This is a genomic window from Veillonella parvula (genome assembly GCF_036456085.1).
Taxonomy (GTDB): domain Bacteria; phylum Bacillota; class Negativicutes; order Veillonellales; family Veillonellaceae; genus Veillonella; species Veillonella parvula_E.
The window spans coordinates 1,600,121-1,619,094 of sequence record NZ_CP138632.1; the positions used below are offsets into that span (position 1 = coordinate 1,600,121).

The window sequence follows — 18,974 nt, forward strand, 5'->3', positions numbered from 1 at the left end:
CAAAATATCTTATTGAGCCAGAGATTCTCTATATTCTTCTGCAGCCGCATCATAAGTCCATTGTACAGTTGCATTATGATGTTCTGTCACAACTTTTTCAATTTTATCAAGCGGAATAGAGAAAAATTCTTTTCTATGATTTACTTTATTTACCTCATATTCTCTAAAGGTATTATGTAAAATAGATTCTAATGTAGGTGCATCATCTGAAAAAATTAATGCATGAACATCAAATTCAAATGGCACAGATGCACTACTTAACTCCTTAATTCTATCCATAGGTTCCAAACGTCTAGTCATACCAATTTTAAAAATATTTTCCCCAAATGAACCAATATTAGAGATAATATAAACAAAACCAGCACGTGTATTCTTTTCTCGATTTAATACATCAGATTTAACAGTTTCAAGCTCAGAAAGTTTTTCTTCACATTCTTTAATCTTATCAATGTATAAGGTCTTTTCTACTTCATTATCAGTCTTTTGTAAGTATTTCATTAGCTTAGAAATTTCATTTTTAAATTGAGTTTCATCTTTCTCAATTTTTGCTTTTTCACGTTCAATTTCACGACGGACTTTTTCTTCTTCTTTTAATTGTTCTTGTATAATTCTCTTTTGTTCTCGCTCATCCTCTAACTTTTCTTGATATGCGTGAGCTGTAATTAATTGTTGTAACTTATTTTCAAGAAAATCTTTTGTAATTTGTACTCCATCAGATTTATAAATTTTATTTAGAGTTTCATAGGATCTTAGGATTTTATTCCTCATAGTATCAATATTTTTAAGTGTAACATTCAATATAGCTAAATCACATTCAGCATTAAATGAACGTAAAATCTGACGTATTTGATTATTTACAAACTTTTTATCATCGTTAATAAGCGCATCTACAGCTGTATTATTTTTTACTAATTCAGCTTCTTCTAACTTATATTTAGATAATATATTTTTTAGTTCCTGAGATGTAGCAAGTTCAAGTCCTTCCGTATCTATATTAACTACTGTTACTAAAGGCTCTAGATTTTCAACCTCTAGCTTTTTATTTTTTAGTTCCTTTTTAACTTTTGATATTTCAGAGGACAACTGATTAAGCTCAGTACTCTTTTCACTAATACGTGCTTCAATATCATGCTCTATTTTGGCCTTTTCTCTTTCAATAGTCTCTTCCAATGTAGCCAATTTTGATTGATTAGCTTCTATATTCTGAATAAGAGTTTGATTCAAAATATGCTCTTTGTAAATTTCATTTTCAACCATCGCCCATCGATGATATCTAGCAAGTAACAATATTGCAACCCCAATAAGCATAATCGGCCAAACTACACTAATGGCAGCCATTAAGAAAACAGCAATATCTCCTACAATAAATCTTTTTTCTCCATTATTATCCATAATATTTCCCCCAAAATACCAATAAATAATACAAAATTGTAGATAAGAAGTAATCCCTGCATCAATATAATTTTATGTATATTATATCACAAATTATGCAAATAATGAAAAATACATGAAAATAGAGCCACCTTATATAAGGTAGCTCTATTGAGGTGCCATATGTAACTTATTTTCAATAATTCATCTGCTCCCGCAGTTCTATTTATTTTCTTATACGCCTATCCTCCTTTTCCAGATTTCTCTCCACCCTCCTATTTCTACTTTCACCGTCCAACGAGTTATCTCGTTAGGTCTCTCCAGGCGATAAATAGTTCGGCCACGACTTGAGGGTTTTGGCTGAGTTTGATGCGGGCTAGCATTTTTCTCACATAGTTGCAGTGTTCTAGCATCGCTTCGTTCAGTTTGTGTTTGACATGACGAGGGGATTGGTACACCAAGATGGGTGCAAAGTCCGCCACATGAATATAGCTCGTATCGGGTTCTGGACCTTCCGTAACGATATATTCATAGGGTATAGCCACGTTAAAGAGGCCGTACACCACGTCCTTGCCGATAGGGCGGCGACATTTAATATGAGCAAAGGTTAGATGCGGACCATAGGTCTTAGGCGCGGTATAGCTGCTCCGTCGACCATCGCTAGTCATGATATAATTGGGTCTCAGCCCTTCCTACATCGCTAGCTCTCGCGTAATCGTGCGCATCGGCAGATGAACCATTTCTTCGCGACCATCCACAAAATAACACTTCGTACTGTCCCCACCACTAGGTTGATAGGTAGGAATAAAACAAACAATGTGATTCTTTGGATTCGTATAGATCAAATCCAAATCTTCTCCCTTAGATAGCCGAGCGGCCATCAAATCTGTTAGTTTCTCATCTATTGCCATGGAATCCTCTCCAATCTAATCAGGAACATTCCTTTCAACAATACAATGAACACGTGTTCTGTGAAAGCAGATTAGCATGCTTTAATCTGCTGCTGACTTAATTGTATATCAGCCTGTATAATTTGTAAATATATATACAAAACTATAGAAATTTACGTATATTTAATGACTTTATGATCTTGTAAAAGTTATATATACCTTGATGTGTCATTATTTTCTCATTTAAATTGAGAATTGCATATTTTATGTATATTTGTTAATCGAGATTAAAAGAAATATGCAATATATAGGATATAAATAAGAAATTAAATTATAATAACTAATGTACACGCACGTCCTTAAAGTCCGTACTCAAATACCTGCGCAGCTTCCGAATGGCTCGTTCGTGGCGCCGTTGGATGGCTTGGCGGCTGCAGTTCAGTTCTTCACTAACCGACACCAAACTTTGGCACTCACCGTAGACACGGCGCAGTAGGTCTCGTTGATCAGGAGATAGTCTGCCTAAGGCCCACACGAGGCGTGCTCGCAGTCTATGCTCTTCATCGGCACTCATCACCATATCCGCCACATTCTCACCAGATGCGAAGATATCCATGCCAAAGGCGACTTCTCCATCATCGGTGGTGCGATCTGGGATGTGAATTTCACGGCGATAACGCAATCGCTCACGTTTCCAGTACCGCATGTAACCGTACATGATGCCAGCTTTCACAAAACCTGGGAACGGTACGGCCCCGTTCAAATCAAAGCTATAAATCGATTCTATGAGGATGGCCCAGAGATAGCTCTCTACGTCCTCGCGGAACTCGCGGTTTCCCATGCGATTCGTATAGTGCAAGATGAGCGGTCGATACCTGCGACAGAGCTCGATTTGTGCCGCATCATGGCGAAGCTCATCAACGGACCACGGCTGATATCCTACCGTCTGAATCCGCATATTCGGCTTTTGACAGATGGATACAAGGCTCTTATCCGACAAGGACGATAAGACCTGATGCCCACAGACGAGGGTCTGTAATTTCAATTCCTCTGGAATACTTTCCCTAGACTCATTAGCTTTCGATAGTAAAGAATGAGATGGTAATGCCTGTGTTTCTAACGTTTCTGACTGATAGTTGTCACCTTGTAAGTTTGCAGTTTTAATACATATTTTTTGTACTAAAGGTTCTTCGTTTGTGTATAACATAAATCCCCTTTCCTGCCATGGCATAGCGCTTATGTACACAATACCGCGGAAAGAGTGTTTTGACAAATCAGCAATTCCTTGGAATTTCCCTATATTCTGTTATATTTGAGTCCTAATTTCCATCCATAGTACAACATAAGTATGTAATCCAAAGGGTAATTGCTGAAAATAGATAATTACCAAAAATGACACCACATACATAATGTGGTGTCATTTTTTAGAGGAAATATATACTATCATTGAGTAATAGTATTCAATCTTTAGATAGTAGTATTCAATCTGAAATTGTCTGATTAAATCGCAATACACGCGGCTTGGACAAAGTCCTTTAGCTGCGGTTTTACATGATTATAATATACATCAGCGCCATAGCCCCGCACGATATCGCCCCAGTATTTATATACATAGCGGTACCAGAAATGGAACATACTATTCGTGAAATGGTAATCCGCGTACTTCGCGTTCCCACGGTTACTTGCCTGAATACGACCTACGAGCCCCATAGACATGAGATCGTTCAAACGAGATGTAAAGGTACCACTTTTAATTTGGCTTTCTTGTAAAAGCTCCACGTAGTACGGTCTTTCCAAGCTAGCAAGGCCCGTTAAAATGGCATTGGCTCCGGTTATATTTTTCATATCTCGATGCAAAATATATTGTGTTTCTTCAAAGAGAGCTCCCGTTACTGAGAAGAACAAGTTAATAATATTCGTATCGATGCTTTCACCATTATCAAAGTATTGCACATAGGCAGGTAACCCACCGGTTACGGCAAAGACGGTGCGCAAATCATCCTTTGCATAGTGAAGTCCCAAGGATTTCATATCAACTAAGGAAAATGGTTTCACCTCAAGATATTCGGACACGAAAGGCCCAATGAGGCTGCGATCGCCAATGATGCGGCCATCGAGCTGTTCCAGACCATTAGCCATCAATATGATGTTCAAACGGCTCGTATCTTTATAGGTATCTAATAAATCGCGCAAGTGAATGGGAAACTGAGGAACTGCTTCCACCAAGGATGGATAATCGTCAATCACCACAGTCTGAGGTGTTTTCACACTGCTTTCAAAAAGTCTCACAAAAGCCTGCTGCAAACTCTCTACAGGCTCGAATGTATCTTGAGCATTAGCAGGAACAAAACGTGCCTCAAGAGCTCTATTTATATCAGCCACATGGACTGATTCATTGGCCATGCGCCCCGCCAAATATATCGCCTTATGACGGCGTACAAGTTGCGAAGCCACATAGGATTTACCACTGCGATGAGGACCATATACAACACATAAACTCATTTGGCCCATTGCAATTCGGGACTGGATACGCTCTATAATTTCAGCACGTCCCACAAAATTCATATACTCACCTCCAACTATTTACGGAAATTATTATATCATAATTTTAAATCATTATTAAACTTTTTTTCATATAGTTAACATAGCTTTTTATTATGTTAATTTTTTTACGCATCAAATCAGAGCTTTTATGCGATACGTATTGCCTTATCATCATAAAAGTCCTTATGATTACTTTATTTTCATATACCTTTGATATCAACATATCCTATAAGGCATGGTTATATAAGTTATACATTATAAGCTATACATATTAAACTATAAATTTTAATCTATATAGTTTAATCCATATATTTTAAAAATGACGTGCTAACCAAAAGGTATAGCACGTCATTTGCATGTTAAGTATATTAAATTGTTACTGAATTTCTTATACTAAGTTTCTTAATAGTAAATATCTAACTTGTAAATATCTAATTCGTAAATTCCTGATTACAAAATCTGATATTCCTAAATATCTTATGGATCCATTTGCGTTTGCATTTTCATCAATAAGATGCGCTTAACCGATTCGTTAAGGCGCTCGGTCGTAATCGTTCCATCCGCCACCGCTTGCGTCAGCGCACGATGGACTTCATCGATATGAATCGTATCCGCATCAACAAGAATGAGGTCACTGCCCGCCAAAATGGAGGCCACAGCGTAATCGCCTATCTTTTGATTGGATTGCAACGCACCCACATCGATACGGTCCGTCATCACGATACCCTTATAACCGAGCTCCTTGCGAAGCCAACCGTCTATAATCGGCTTAGAGGAACTCGCCAAGTGTTCATTATCGATAGCAGGAATCTGGATGTGACTTATCACAAGCATATAGCTATTCGCCGTCGTCTGCGCGATGAGCCGTTTAAAGACAGCTACATCATTATTGCTGAGATACGCTTTCGCCTCATTAGCTGATCCAAAGGATGCATCCCCTAAGGTCACCGCCGGAAAGTAGTTATAAGCGGACCACATATGATTAATTTGGTAACGCTCCACCATGGCAAGGTTTATATGACCTGCCCACGTGGGGTCCGATGTATAGGACATATTCGGTACACCAAGGTTAGCATTAGGCCCAATAACCAAGTTAAAACCCATATCCCGCATTTCAATAGCAGATCGCGTGGCCAAGTTAATGATACGATCCATAGGCAATTGCCCCCACCGATTGGGTTTCGGCAACCGCAAGAAACTTTCATTCCCATGCAATATGCGATCACGATGCACCGCAATATAGGGTGTCACCATGCTAGAGGTTATCGCCGTTTGCATAATATCGCTGGTGAAAGTTTTCACTTGGTTCTTATTAATAAGATTTTCATTCGTTAGCATCACGCCACTGACACGGTATTTTCGAATCACATCCTTTTGGGATTGTCCTATCGTACTACCATGAAGGCTGATCATCATCAGCTGCCCCACCTTATCCTCTTGAGACATGGCCGCAATCCAAGTGTCCACCTTTTCAGACACGGGTTTATTGGACTCCAGGACGGCACGGTACGATACGGTTCGTACCGTTTCTTGTTCTGCCTGACTCTCATGTTGGCATCCAGTTGTACCAACGACAGCAACTAGTAAGGCAAGGCCACTCAGGACCCGCCGAAAAAACTGGTTCATCTCTCCTAAAAGCTCCTTAATGCTTACGCAATATTATGAATATTATGGGCTTTCTATGTTGCTCTCCCAATGCAACACCCATAAGTCCCCTCTTGATCCGTACAGTATATTTTTATATTATACACTAAATGATTCATCTTTTCCTCATAATAAAATAATTTTTTTATACTGGATTATTATAATAAAGTTATACAGTAAAAATATGTGAATTTTGAATAATTATATAAAAAAATCCTACGAATCGTTTAAAAAGTGACCGCACTGTAACAAAAGGCTACGTGAGTATCAAGTCACTCATGACCCGTAGGATTTTCTATTTTATGTTGTTGTACCCTAAATAGCTAACGCTACTATATGTTTACTTGCACCATATTTAAGCAATCGACTATCATTAGCCTTTGAATTTAGGGGATGTTGGGCATGTTTCAGGTGTTACGTCTTTACGAGTACCAAGAACCGTGCTGCGGTCTGTGTAGTGTGTGTGTAAAAGTTCGTGTGCCTTATGGCCCAATGGTTCACCCAAGAAGTCTTTGTACAACGCTTGAATTTCAGGATTTTCATAGGACGCAACCCATTTGTAGTTTTCGTCAGCTTCGTAAAGACCGCCGATACGAGCTTCCTTAGTTTTCACCGCTTGAGGCAATTTAGTGCGCGGTTGACCGCCGCCACCGATACACCCACCAGGACAAGCCATAACTTCGATGAAATCGTAATGTTTACCGTTTTCTTTTAATGCATTCAAGAAGTCCCGTGTGTTTTTACCACCGTGAACAACGGCAACGGACAATGTTACGTCATCACCCAATTGAACAGTTGCCTCTTTTACGCCTTCCATACCGCGAACGTCCTCGAGGTGAGTCAACGCATATGGAGGTGGCTCTTTATCAGTGATGAGCTTGTAAGCCGTACGCATCGCCGCTTCCATAACACCACCTGTGTTACCGAAGATGATGGATGCGCCAGTTTCCATGCCGATTAAGTCGTCGAATTGAGATTCTTCTACTGTGTTGAAGTCAATATGTTCCTCTTGAATCCAACGAATAAACTCACGAGTTGTGATGGAAATATCTGTGTCCATGCCAAGGGATTCGTCATTGTGGTAACGAGCCGCTGCATTTTCTTCTTCCCGTTTCGTTTCTGCTTTTTTAGCCGTACAAGGGTTTACAGATACGGATACGATCTTACGAGGATCAATGCCTTTTTTCTCTGCAAAGTACGTTTTAATCATAGCCGCTTCCATAGCGATACAAGAACGTGTGGAAGACAAGTTAGGAATCAATTCAGGGAAATAGATTTCCGCAAAGCGTACCCACGCTGGGCAACAGCTTGTAAACTGAGGTATTTGACCGCCATTTTTAAGGCGTTCCACAAGCTCGGATGCTTCCTCCATGATGGTTAAGTCCGCACCAAAGTTAGTATCTACTACATAGTCTGCACCAAGTTTACGCAAGGCACCGACCATTTTGCCTTCCAAGAATGTACCTGGTTCATAACCAAAGCCTTCACCGATGGATACACGAACTGCTGGAGCTGTTTGGATAACGACGATTTTCTCAGGATCAGCAAGGGCTGCTTTTACCTTTTCAAGCTCGGATTTAGCATGCATGGAGTCGAATGGGCATGCTGCCGCACATTGACCGCAATGGATACATACAGGCACATCGCCGTTTGCATCAAGGTCGTAGTAATCAAGTACGCTCATTACATCCGCACAAGCGCGACGGCATAACGTACAGTTTTTACACTTGGAAATGTCGTGATAAATGGATGGATTGTCGAGTGCAATCGGCACGCGTTTATCGATAAATTCGTATTGAGACATGAGGACCTCCTCTAACAAACTATAACCACCAAACCTATTGGGGCGAAATATGCCAAACTACGGAGCACTGCGCCCAAGCCATACTTCTGCATCTTACCTATAGTATACGATATGGTGAAAGTTTATACTATGTAGAATTGTTACACTTTTGCACAAAATCTCCGAAAAAGTGTAATATAAATCACATTTTAACATAGAAAGATGAATAATTCATCTATCTTAAGGGCATTAACTAATGTGCCTTAATAAGTGACTTACTTATTAGCACTATAAAAACTAATGGCTTAATTGTTAATACTATAAGAGCTAAAACAAAATTATATTATACATAAAAAAACGCACGCTCTTTAAAAGAACGTGCGCCAGTGAAGCTTTCACAAAATCATTCAATCTAGACAAGCCGGTACTAAGCAATAGTGTACTCGTCTGTAGGATTCAATTATTTACCGCCCCAAATAAGTTGGAATACAGCGTACGCAGGCGTACCTGGCTCAACTTTACGGCTATTTTTATTAACTTGTTCCTCTTTCACAACATAACCTTGTGGGTTATAAAGAGTCACCTTAAGATCCTTAACTTCCCGTTTTTTATGATTAAACTCTTCAGTCACAATGTAATGGTAACCTTCATAGTCCATAGCTTTAATATCCATTACCGCTTTTTTATCATCTTTTTTAACGGAATCATTGTCGATAGACCAAGTAACACCATTGCTATCTGTGCCTACTGTATACCAATTAGCCGCATCAACACTACCAATACCGCCGATTAATAATGCGCCTGCTGCCAAAACAGCTGCCAATGTTTTTTTCATATTAATACCTCTCAAAGAAAATATAAAAATATACAAACTAGTATATAAGGAAAAACTAAATGTTATATGAAAACTATCTCTATCAACCCACAACATGGTAATTCATCTTCTCTTAATTTCGAAAGAAGCGATAGAAATTCGGCATAAGTTGAGTAACTAACTCTGTCGGTTCATATAGAACAAACTTCTTCACTTTTCTTGCTTTCAATAACTTTGCGTCTTTTAAAATTTGTAAGTGTCTCGATACGCTTGATTCAGTCATTAATAAAATTTGCGCTAAAGACTGTGTCGTACTTGGTTTTTCCAAAACATAATTCATAATTTGCAACCGCACTGAATCGCTCAAGGCTTTAAAAATAGTAACTAATCCCTCCGGTGTGGAGTTATAATAACTTGGTTGCTCCGCAATATCATAAGTAATAGCAATTCCTTGATTAAAAGATTCAACAAACAGATGCGGCCAAATAAAATAACTTGGTAACAACATAATAGAGTCACTGTCCTTTAAATAAACCTCTTGATTAAAAGGTTTAATAATAGCTAAAGCTCCTTTTTCCCAATGGATTCGATCAATTTGTAAATGATTAAACATCTCTATAAAACCTTTTTCCCTCAAAAATGAAGATTGCTTTTGTATTTCAATTAAAAGCTTTTGCTCAATTGATTTTTCTTTCCAAGTATCATCAAAAATTGATTTTCTATACCAATCAATAAAAGAAAAAAGTCTCCTATAAACACTTGTAGCATTTCGCTTCAAATCTTTAAGCAATTGATCATTTTCATTTAAAGAAAAATCTTTCCACTCTAGTCCTTTTGCTAATGTTGGAATAAAGGCATTTTCTCTATCATCTATTATTCTCTCCAAATACTCAATTAATTGAATAGTCGGATAATTAACCAGAAATTTCTTTAAATTTTGTATTTCCTCTTCAATCGTTGTCATATGATAACGAAAATTACAAAGTAAAATAGGAGAGACCCCCAGTTCATAAAAAAGTTGGAAATAATGAAGATTCTCATAAAATTCTTCAGTAAGTTTATCTTGTATCTCAATCACCCAATCAATATTAGTTCCATGATGGCGCGGATTTAAAAGCACATGTAAACTTCTAAAAAGTTCATTTAAAGGGGAATACACAAATTGTATTCTTTGTATTAACGTTTCATTTGTTTCCAAAGCATAATCGCTAAACCGAATTGTAATAGACATAAACATCCTCCTAAACGATTCGATATTTTTTGAATCGTTTGATTATAGACTTTAGACTTATTATATTATACTTAATAGTTTTAAAGAAAAGGAGAAATCTTTATGAATAAACAATTGCAAGATCTACTCATAACAATTGTTGCAGGTATGGGAATGTTATTATCCACTCTCGATACAGGAATTATCAATATAGCATTACCCTTTTTAAAAGAACAATTTCAAACTTCAACTGATATTGCAGCCTTCACAATAACCGGTTATACTTTAGCTTTAGCTATCTCTATCCTACCTTTAGGCGTATTAAGCGATAAATTTGGAAAATTAAAAATTTCGTATTTAGGATTCGTGCTTTTTGGTCTAAGTTCTTTATTTTGTGGCTTAATTAACAATATCAGTTTATTAATTATTGGACGAATTTTTCAAGGCATAGGAGCGGCTGCTTTACAAGCTACTTCTGCCGCACTAATTACAACTTTAGTTTCTGAAAAACGTAAAAATAGCTCTATTGGTATCCTCGGAATTATGATTGGTTTAGGCCCTATTCTAGGGCCCTCTTTAGGCGGGATCATACTTTCGTTAAGTTTCTGGCAACTTATTTTTTTGATAAATATTCCTTTTGTAATTCTCGGAATTGCATGTAATAATTTCCTTCTCAATAAACTCTCCGAAAAAAACAACAACCGACAATTAGATATGCTTGGAATTACTATAAACACTCTCATGTTAGTTTCTCTCTTATTAGGATTATCTTTATTAAACAAATCACATCTATTTGTAGTTGGTATAATCCTGATACTATCTAGCTTGTTGCTCGGAATTATATTTTACTATGTGGAACTTAATAACAAACACGCACTTATCGATATCAAAGGATTAAAAAATAATCCTCAAGTAATCTCTTACCTTTTTCAAACAGTTACTTTTGGCTTTGCCTCTGCAATGATCTTTTTACTTCCCCCCTTCATTTTTGAACAATCATATCATCTAGAAGTGGGGCAAACTGGATTTCTTGTTCTAGGAGCTCCTACAGGGCTGGTGCTTTTTTCAAGAATATCCAGTAAAATCAATAACGGCAATAAAAATAAGCTATTTAGCCATATTGGTCTAAGTATTATTATCATATCCTTGATTTTTCTCTTACTGATCAATCCTAACTGGCCTTATCAACTCTTAACATTAGGATTATTCATCTACGGTATTGGTGGAGGATACTTTCAACCTGCTAATATTGCCAGTATTATGCAAGCCAGTCCTATGGAAATCCAAGGAAGTACAGGAGCTTTGCAACGAATGCTGCAAAATGTTGCGATTTCAATCGGTTCAGCTATTGGTGCAACTTGCTTAAATATCTGGTCAAATGATTTATTATTAGCAACTCGAATTGGATGGGGAATTACACTAATTCTGGTTATTATAAGTTTAAAAGAAGTATTTAAATTTTCCCATCATAATAGTTAATACAATCTAATCCAGAGGCTGTAATTAAAACTAAGTTTTAATTACAGCCTCTTTGTCATATCTATTCAATAACATACCTACCTAAAACAAAAACACACTCACCTTGGAATATTCTCTCTGTATGAAAAAATGAATCTGACACGATTGAATATGGATATTCGCCCTGTAAAAGTACTAATGATATAGAAAACCTCGAACTACTCTGAAAACGACTTAGGTCACTTTTTCTCCCTAGGAAGTCTAGCAAGGCCCCTTATGGGATTAAATAATCCAACGGATTTGAAAGCGGATATTCGCCCTGTAAGAGTACTAATAATATAGAAAGCCCCGAACTATTCTGAAACCGACTTAGGTCACTATGGAGGCTTTCAGGATAGTTCGGGGCTACTTATACGTTCTGAGTATCTAAATAGACAGAGCGAATATCAGCTTCTATTAAATTGTTGGATTATTTACCCCATAGGGCCTGCATAACTTCCGCCCCCATGGTATCCGGTTCAATTTTCGTAGGTTTTTGTGCTTGTTTACTGGATAGCAATGCTATACCAGCATTGCTATATACTGTTGTATCAAGTTCTGTCCATGTTTTTTCTTTGCGATCGATCCTTACTGTGTAGATATATGTAAAGCCTTCAACATTGTTGATTTTAACAAGTACTGTAGCCGCATCATCTGTTTTATATACAGAAGAGTTGTCAATAAACCATGCCGCATCGTCAGCATCAGCATCGATATAGTACCAGTCAGCAGCACTAGCTTGACCAAAGCCACCTACAAAGAAAACCCCTGCTGCAAACATAGCAGCTAACCATTTTTTCATTTTTAAACTCCTCAACACTAGAGGCGACCATCTTAGATGGTCGCCCATGGTTACTTAATAGTCATATAGTGTTTTATATTATTCTACTTCTTCTTCGATTTCAGCGCCTGGAATAACAGCAATACTAGCTACCTTATCACCTTCGTCGAGGTTTTGTGTTTTCACACCAGAAATAGCTTTGCCCTTCTTCACAGCGATGTCATTCATATTGAAGCGGATGATTTTGCCTTGCTCAGAGATAAGCATGACTTCGTCATCGTTATGAACAACCTCTACGGCTACTACATCGCCGGTTTTGTTAGTAATCTTGAAGTTCTTAGAGCCTTTACCACCGCGTTTTTGCAATGTATAAGCTTCCGCATCATTGCGTTTACCAAAACCTTCTTCAGAGATAGTAAACACTTGTGCTTCACTTTCATCAGTATTAAGAACACCAGCGCCTACAACCACGTCGCCTGCATTTAATTTAATACCGCGCACGCCGTGAGCTGCCCGTTTCATGAGGCGCACATCGTGCTCGCTGAAGCGAATAGCGATACCCAACTTAGTGCCAATCAAGATGTCTTGGTTGCCAGTCGTTACGTTAACGGAAATCAAACGATCGCCTTCGTCGAGATTAATCGCATTGAGACCAGAACGACGGATATTGCGGTATTCTTCAATAGCTGTACGTTTTACAACGCCGAACTCAGTGACCATGAATAAATTTACATCTTCATGGACCCGTTCAAGGTCGATCATAGTCGTAACGGATTCGCCTACTGCGAGTGGCAATACGTTAACCATAGCGGTACCACGAGAGTTGCGGGAGCCTGCTTCCGGCACTTCGTACGCCTTGAGGCGATATGCACGGCCTGTAGATGTGAAGAATAACAATGTATTATGAGTCCGCACATGCATAATTTGCGTTACATAATCATCTTCCTTCGTCTTCATGCCGATAACGCCAGCGCCGCCTTTATGTTGGTTGCGATATACGTTCGCGTTCATACGTTTGATGTAACCTTGTTTAGTCAAGGTAATGACCATTTCTTCGTCAGCAATGAGGTCTTCTACATCAAGATCAGACGTATCGATGGTGATTTCAGAACGACGAGGGTCGCCGTATTTTTTCTTCATATCATCGAGTTCGTCTTTGATGATTTGACGTTGACGCGCTTCGCTAGCCAAAATAGCTTTCAAATCTTCGATCAATGCCAACAATTCCTTGTATTCCTCTTCGATTTTCTCGCGTTCCAAACCTGTTAAACGGCGTAAACGCATGTCGAGGATGGCTACCGCTTGTTTCTCTGAAAGCCCAAATTTTTGCATTAATGCATTACGTGCAATTTCGTCAGTTTGGGAACTGCGGATGGTAGCGATTACTTCATCGATGTGGTCGAGGGCAATCAACAAGCCTTCCAAGATATGAGCACGCGCTTCGGCTTTGTTAAGCTCGAATTGAGTACGGCGTACGATTACATCTAGGCGATGATCTAAGTAGTAACCCAATACTTCTTTCAAATTCAATACGCGAGGATGCCCGTCCACGAGGGCTAGCATAATCACGCCGAATGTTTCTTGAAGTTGAGTGTGTTTATATAATTTGTTAAGTACGATGTCTGGTTGCACATCAGCCCGCAATTCGATAACGATGCGCATACCTTGGCGGTCAGATTCATCGCGAAGTGCTGTAATGCCATCGATGACCTTATCACGGCTCAAGTTCGCAATGGTTTCAATGACGCGAGCCTTATTCACTTGGTACGGAATCTCAGTCACTACGATTTTATGCTTGCCCTTGGACATCTCTTCGATGGTTGCACGAGCACGCATTTTAACGCTACCACGACCTGTGGAGTACGCTTTTTTGATGCCTTCTCGGCCCAAAATGAGCGCTCCAGTCGGAAAGTCTGGACCTTTAATAGCGGTCATCAATTCATCTACAGTCACATCCGGATTGTCGATGAGCATCGCCAGACCATTACATACCTCGTTAAGATTATGTGGTGGAATATTTGTCGCCATCCCTACGGCGATACCGCTGGAACCATTGATGAGAAGATTTGGAATCTTCGCAGGCAATACGGTTGGTTCTTGCAAGCTTTCATCATAGTTCGGCATGAAATCAACAGTTTCCTTGTCGATATCGGCAAGCATTTCCGTTGTAATCTTCGCCATACGTACTTCGGTATAACGCATCGCAGCGGCACTATCGCCGTCGATAGAGCCAAAGTTACCGTGGCCGTCCACCAACAGGTAACGGGTATTGAAATCCTGCGCCAAACGAACCGTCGCGTCGTAAACGGAGCTATCCCCATGTGGATGATACTTACCGAGTACGTCACCGACGATACGAGCGGATTTCTTGTACGGTTTATTTGGCGTCATGCCTGTTTCGTGCATCGCGTACAAAATACGACGATGTACTGGTTTCAAGCCATCACGCACATCTGGAAGCGCACGCATTACGATTACGGACATTGCATAATCGATGTACGCATTCTTCATTTCTTTATCAATCTGAACGGGATGAATATTCCCGTGGGACCATTGTTGGTCTGCCACAATCTCACCTCATTTTACTAACACTGATACTAATTCATCATATAATTATAGCATTTTTAAGGGTTTAACGCTATCTTTTATGTCTATTTACATACTAAATATCGGTTATATCGAGCTATCATTTTTAATGTATTATTAATGGAATATATTTCAAATTATTCTTGTTAACAGCGCAATTCCTTAAGAAAATTTTCTTCACTCGCCTGCATTTTAATAATAAAATCGTTATAACTAGAGGCATTCTTGGGGATTTTTAGACCACATTTTAGAACATAAATACCTTCTCTAGGACTAACATTATTTTCATACTTTGTTCCTTGATTTAATACTAATTTTTTACGACCTGTCTCCTCAGAGTCTGGGTATAAATAATATCCTTTTTTAGCATCAAATCTAAACATGTATGCTAACACTTGTAAGTAATCTTTTCCGCTAATATTTTTTATAGGTTTATATTTTGCATCTGCAATAATTCGATTACTTGCATCTCTACCAATAAAATCTGGATAAATCAACCCCTGTTGTCTACCCCCTGAAAATAGTTGTTCCGAACCAGACCCAGATTTATTTTTAGGATGATAAAAATCTTTACCAATTAGTAAATTAATATACTCTTCCCAAAGCCATGCACCATCAAATAATATACCATATGATATATTGTAGCCAAAACCAATTTGTCCTTTCTGATTTTGTAATATCAAAATACATAAATTCTGTAATGCTCTATATTCATGATAATATGCATGTCTAACTAGATTCTTTTTATTTTTATTAATAATGGTCTGCCTATCTTGAACTTTATACGTAAATGTAACATCTACGATTAATTGTATCTCCATTTTTACATTAGAAAGTACCATGTTACCATATGATGTATTCTTAATAAACTCAATGGTGTGTCTTACCAACTGTAACAAATAATTATCATATGAAAACGTCCTTTGCTTATATGCAATACGCCCTACAAAAGGAGTATTACATTTTATATGTCTCGCAATATCTATAGAACCTTTAATATTACTATCATTGTACTCGTTACATACATATTGTTTAAAAATACCTTTACGAATGGCTACTTTTAAAAGATAGGGAAACAAAAAGCACAAATAGTTTATAATGCTATTCTCATTATTACTATCTGTTTCCAAATTAACAACATTTGGAATATCTAGCACACGACTCAGTAAATATTGAAAAAAATAATCATGATCAATTTCACTAAACCTAGATTTTATAATTAGTCGTTCAAGTCCACAACCAAGAAACCCCATAATATTGCCAGTTTTATAGAAGCCATCTTCCATTCGAAGAATGGTTTGACTGCCTTCCACATCTTGAGATTCAGAGATTGTCTGAGGAAATAGAAATATTCCTTCTTTTTCAAGGTTTTTTAAAGTCTTATTAAGAATCTTAGCCTCTAAATTTTTAATCTTATAAAAATCTTTTTTTTCAATTTTAGAGTTATCTTTAATTCTCAGTGGATCCATTGTTTTCACCAAAATAGGCATCCTCAAACGCTTTCATTAACTCATCTTCATTATACATACCTTGAATATAATCATGTAGAAGTGGCTGTAAGTAATCAGTCCACAACTCATTATCATCAATATCTTTTAGCTTTAGAAAATATGCAGGGCCAATTTGATAGTTTTTATTTAGCCCTTCAGTTTTAATAATCTCCGTATTAAGAGCATCCATTCTCTTAATCGCATCATCTATCTTTGTTTTCTCTTCCAAAACATTTAACATATCCTCACTATCTTTTGGCGTAATTTCTATAAAACGGAATCGTCTACGCATAGCAAAATCAAAGCTGTCTACAGAACGATCTATGTCATTCATTGTCCCAATAATATACACATTTTCAGGAATATAGAATTTTACATTTAAGTTATCACGCAAATTTGCATATTGTGTCGATACAGCGCCTGATGGGCCTCTATAATTAGGATCTATAGAGAAAAATAGTTCACCAAAAATTTTGGAAATTTCACCTCGATTAATCTCATCAATGATAAACACATATTTTTTAAGGGCCTCACGCTTTATATCAGTATGATCCTCTTCTATATCTTTCATTTGAGAAAGCTCATTGTAGAGTGCTATATAATAAGAATATCTTTGTCGATTATTGTTTTTACCAAAAAACGCTCTCACATCTTTAGGCTGTTTAAACGACTTATCTTTAGGGGCCATTAATAGTTGTATAATATCTTCAATCTTTAACGTCCTAGTACTTTTTTCATTATTAGGAATATTAATAGTTATGGTTTCATCATCATTGTCAATAATGGTAAACTTATTTCCCCTTTGTATTTTAAATTCTTTATCATTACAATTTGAAAGAAACCTCTGAATTTTTCTGCGAAGCCTTTTTTCTGCTTCAGATCTATTAGAATTTTCAAAATTTGCTCTAGCTTTATCAACAAATAACTTAAATACACCATCACACAATACAAATTCCATACCATCATCATTAGAATTAGGTTTTATACCTTCAACAAAATCCGTGTAATCATAGCTTGGATGGAATTGTACAAATTCAACCTGTTTTTTTTCATCATCTGTAAGCTTAGTATAATCACTCTTCATTCCGTCAGTAACAATATTAGCGGCTATACTTTGAGCTAAATATGTTTTCCCCGTACCTGGAGCCCCACGCAAAATTATATTTTTAGCAACCTTCAATATATCGGAATACTCTTTTATAGTTTTCATAAATTACTCCCTATCCATCTAAAAAAGTACTAACCCACAGTATTATTTCATTTATATTTCATATTCTACCATAAAAAAAATTTTTTTATTAAAATAATCAAGTATTTGCAATTGGTCAATATACTTATATATACCAACATTCAATACAAAAGGACGTGTAGTGTTATACTACACGTCCTTTATATAATTTCGTATTCATCTCTAGCTATTATGTATTATCCAACAAAACACTACTAATGAAATTTATCTTTAGCCAAAGATTATTCATATTATCATTACCATAGCTCTCAAAGTTAATGCACCGCATGTTGTATCATATGATTTAAAATACTAACAAAATCTCGTTCTACAGCCGAAGTGTCGTTACCAGTACTACCAATACCTGTTAGCATGGTTTCTTTCCAATCATTTTTTGCCATAAATCAAAAGGCGATCAAATACTTAGCTTTTGTTTTGTCCGCTTCTCCTTTTGGTAGATAATAAAAGCCTACGCTTCTATCAGAACGAGGGTGCAATAACGCTGGGTTGTCTTGCGGTTTATACAGGCTATATATAGATTTCATAAAGGTTAGAATATCTCCACCCTTTACAGATTCGTCTACAAAGATAATCTCATCATATGTGAATAGAGATATCTTATTAGTACCTGCTACACGTGTCGCTTTAGACTTAGCTAGCTCCAAGGCTTCCTCGTGCGTCGCCATCCGCATGCCATACTGCTTAGCACGTTCCACTAACGAACCATTCAAATGAACTAAATACGCTTGTGAATACGCAAAATCCGCATCATTTTTTCGCTCGCCACCAGGGGCCGGCAATGTTGGCCACTTGACTACAGAATTTGTAGTAAAGGAAATACCATTGCTTTCATCATAAAACACATACACATTTCGCTGGAATGGCTTCTCCTTCTCCACAACAGATGACTGAAGAACAAGATTCGGATGCACAACCGAGAACTCCTTCTCCACGCTAGACTTGATATCCTCTGGTGTAGCAGGATCACCATTCTCCGTCGTCCAAATGAAAGAACAACCACTCAACACAACACTACAAACACCAACGATACCTAACAACACAAACTTAACAAACAACCTCATACACAAAACCTCCCCTCTCTCTATGTAGAAACTATAGAATGAATATGCTGGGAT

General features: G+C 37.5%; 16 protein-coding genes. 1 reads left to right on the forward strand and 15 read right to left on the reverse strand.

Annotated elements, in window-relative coordinates; genetic code table 11:
- Positions 1-9: 9 nt before the first annotated feature.
- The 9 genes from PK1910_RS07715 to PK1910_RS07755 form a co-directional block, all read right to left on the reverse strand.
- The gene (locus PK1910_RS07715) at positions 10-1,392 is read right to left on the reverse strand and encodes a DUF4041 domain-containing protein (RefSeq protein WP_072210707.1); all 1,383 of its coding nucleotides are present in this window, start codon (positions 1,390-1,392) and stop codon (positions 10-12) included.
- A 281-nt stretch (positions 1,393-1,673) separates the two neighbouring features.
- Positions 1,674-2,039 (reverse strand): hypothetical protein, encoded by a 366-nt coding sequence (locus PK1910_RS07720; RefSeq protein ID WP_302943284.1) that lies wholly within the window; start codon positions 2,037-2,039, stop codon positions 1,674-1,676.
- A gap of 24 nt (positions 2,040-2,063) precedes the next feature.
- Entirely contained in the window at positions 2,064-2,282 is a 219-nt protein-coding gene (locus tag PK1910_RS07725) for a hypothetical protein (RefSeq protein WP_287510824.1), read from the reverse strand.
- A gap of 319 nt (positions 2,283-2,601) precedes the next feature.
- Positions 2,602-3,468 carry a sigma-70 family RNA polymerase sigma factor gene (locus PK1910_RS07730; RefSeq protein WP_058948325.1) on the reverse strand — a complete coding sequence of 289 codons (867 nt, stop codon included), beginning with the start codon at positions 3,466-3,468 and terminating at the stop codon, positions 2,602-2,604.
- Positions 3,469-3,761: 293 nt separating this feature from the next.
- Positions 3,762-4,826, reverse strand: coding sequence for an AAA family ATPase (locus PK1910_RS07735; protein ID WP_004694443.1), 1,065 nt, complete (start codon positions 4,824-4,826; stop codon positions 3,762-3,764).
- Between the two features lie 456 nt (positions 4,827-5,282).
- Complete coding sequence (locus tag PK1910_RS07740; protein WP_058948326.1) at positions 5,283-6,431, reverse strand: glycoside hydrolase family 3 N-terminal domain-containing protein; 1,149 nt, start codon at positions 6,429-6,431, stop codon at positions 5,283-5,285.
- A 391-nt stretch (positions 6,432-6,822) separates the two neighbouring features.
- Positions 6,823-8,253 (reverse strand): [FeFe] hydrogenase, group A, encoded by a 1,431-nt coding sequence (locus PK1910_RS07745; protein ID WP_058948327.1) that lies wholly within the window; start codon positions 8,251-8,253, stop codon positions 6,823-6,825.
- 439 nt (positions 8,254-8,692) lie between these two features.
- On the reverse strand, positions 8,693-9,067 hold the full coding sequence (locus PK1910_RS07750; protein WP_004694437.1) for a hypothetical protein: 375 nt from the start codon (positions 9,065-9,067) through the stop codon (positions 8,693-8,695).
- 112 nt (positions 9,068-9,179) lie between these two features.
- Positions 9,180-10,277, reverse strand: a complete 1,098-nt coding sequence (locus tag PK1910_RS07755; RefSeq protein ID WP_004694435.1) for an ArsR/SmtB family transcription factor — start codon at positions 10,275-10,277, stop codon at positions 9,180-9,182.
- Between the two features lie 102 nt (positions 10,278-10,379).
- On the opposite strand from PK1910_RS07755, the gene PK1910_RS07760 reads away from it, so the two are divergent.
- Positions 10,380-11,735, forward strand: a complete 1,356-nt coding sequence (locus PK1910_RS07760) for an MFS transporter (protein ID WP_004698075.1) — start codon at positions 10,380-10,382, stop codon at positions 11,733-11,735.
- Positions 11,736-12,183: 448 nt separating this feature from the next.
- Here the strand turns inward: PK1910_RS07760 and PK1910_RS07765 are convergent, their stop codons facing one another.
- The 6 genes from PK1910_RS07765 to PK1910_RS07790 all read right to left on the reverse strand — a co-directional run bounded on the left by PK1910_RS07765 (position 12,184) and on the right by PK1910_RS07790 (position 18,920).
- Positions 12,184-12,555, reverse strand: coding sequence for a hypothetical protein (locus PK1910_RS07765; protein ID WP_004698032.1), 372 nt, complete (start codon positions 12,553-12,555; stop codon positions 12,184-12,186).
- A 78-nt stretch (positions 12,556-12,633) separates the two neighbouring features.
- Positions 12,634-15,102, reverse strand: coding sequence for a DNA gyrase subunit A (gene gyrA / locus PK1910_RS07770; RefSeq protein ID WP_039965176.1), 2,469 nt, complete (start codon positions 15,100-15,102; stop codon positions 12,634-12,636).
- A 164-nt stretch (positions 15,103-15,266) separates the two neighbouring features.
- Positions 15,267-16,589: a 5-methylcytosine restriction system specificity protein McrC gene (locus PK1910_RS07775; RefSeq protein WP_058948328.1), complete on the reverse strand. Its 1,323-nt coding sequence runs from the start codon at positions 16,587-16,589 to the stop codon at positions 15,267-15,269.
- Positions 16,570-17,820, reverse strand: coding sequence for an McrB family protein (locus PK1910_RS07780; protein WP_058948329.1), 1,251 nt, complete (start codon positions 17,818-17,820; stop codon positions 16,570-16,572). Before PK1910_RS07780 ends, PK1910_RS07775 begins: the two co-directional genes overlap by 20 nt.
- A 293-nt stretch (positions 17,821-18,113) precedes the next feature.
- Positions 18,114-18,239, reverse strand: a complete 126-nt coding sequence (locus tag PK1910_RS07785) for a hypothetical protein (RefSeq protein ID WP_331298569.1) — start codon at positions 18,237-18,239, stop codon at positions 18,114-18,116.
- Between the two features lie 3 nt (positions 18,240-18,242).
- Positions 18,243-18,920, reverse strand: a complete 678-nt coding sequence (locus PK1910_RS07790) for a hypothetical protein (protein WP_331298570.1) — start codon at positions 18,918-18,920, stop codon at positions 18,243-18,245.
- Positions 18,921-18,974: the final 54 nt, after the last annotated feature.

Coding starts and splice junctions, on each gene's coding strand:
- PK1910_RS07715 (WP_072210707.1), bottom strand. CDS start 1,392: ATGGATAATAATGGAGAAAAAAGATTTATTGTAGGAGATATTGCTGTT.
- PK1910_RS07720 (WP_302943284.1), bottom strand. CDS start 2,039: ATGACTAGCGATGGTCGACGGAGCAGCTATACCGCGCCTAAGACCTAT.
- PK1910_RS07725 (WP_287510824.1), bottom strand. CDS start 2,282: ATGGCAATAGATGAGAAACTAACAGATTTGATGGCCGCTCGGCTATCT.
- PK1910_RS07730 (WP_058948325.1), bottom strand. CDS start 3,468: ATGTTATACACAAACGAAGAACCTTTAGTACAAAAAATATGTATTAAA.
- PK1910_RS07735 (WP_004694443.1), bottom strand. CDS start 4,826: ATGAATTTTGTGGGACGTGCTGAAATTATAGAGCGTATCCAGTCCCGA.
- PK1910_RS07740 (WP_058948326.1), bottom strand. CDS start 6,431: ATGAACCAGTTTTTTCGGCGGGTCCTGAGTGGCCTTGCCTTACTAGTT.
- PK1910_RS07745 (WP_058948327.1), bottom strand. CDS start 8,253: ATGTCTCAATACGAATTTATCGATAAACGCGTGCCGATTGCACTCGAC.
- PK1910_RS07750 (WP_004694437.1), bottom strand. CDS start 9,067: ATGAAAAAAACATTGGCAGCTGTTTTGGCAGCAGGCGCATTATTAATC.
- PK1910_RS07755 (WP_004694435.1), bottom strand. CDS start 10,277: ATGTCTATTACAATTCGGTTTAGCGATTATGCTTTGGAAACAAATGAA.
- PK1910_RS07760 (WP_004698075.1), top strand. CDS start 10,380: ATGAATAAACAATTGCAAGATCTACTCATAACAATTGTTGCAGGTATG.
- PK1910_RS07765 (WP_004698032.1), bottom strand. CDS start 12,555: ATGAAAAAATGGTTAGCTGCTATGTTTGCAGCAGGGGTTTTCTTTGTA.
- PK1910_RS07775 (WP_058948328.1), bottom strand. CDS start 16,589: ATGGATCCACTGAGAATTAAAGATAACTCTAAAATTGAAAAAAAAGAT.
- PK1910_RS07780 (WP_058948329.1), bottom strand. CDS start 17,820: ATGAAAACTATAAAAGAGTATTCCGATATATTGAAGGTTGCTAAAAAT.
- PK1910_RS07785 (WP_331298569.1), bottom strand. CDS start 18,239: ATGGCAAAAAATGATTGGAAAGAAACCATGCTAACAGGTATTGGTAGT.
- PK1910_RS07790 (WP_331298570.1), bottom strand. CDS start 18,920: ATGAGGTTGTTTGTTAAGTTTGTGTTGTTAGGTATCGTTGGTGTTTGT.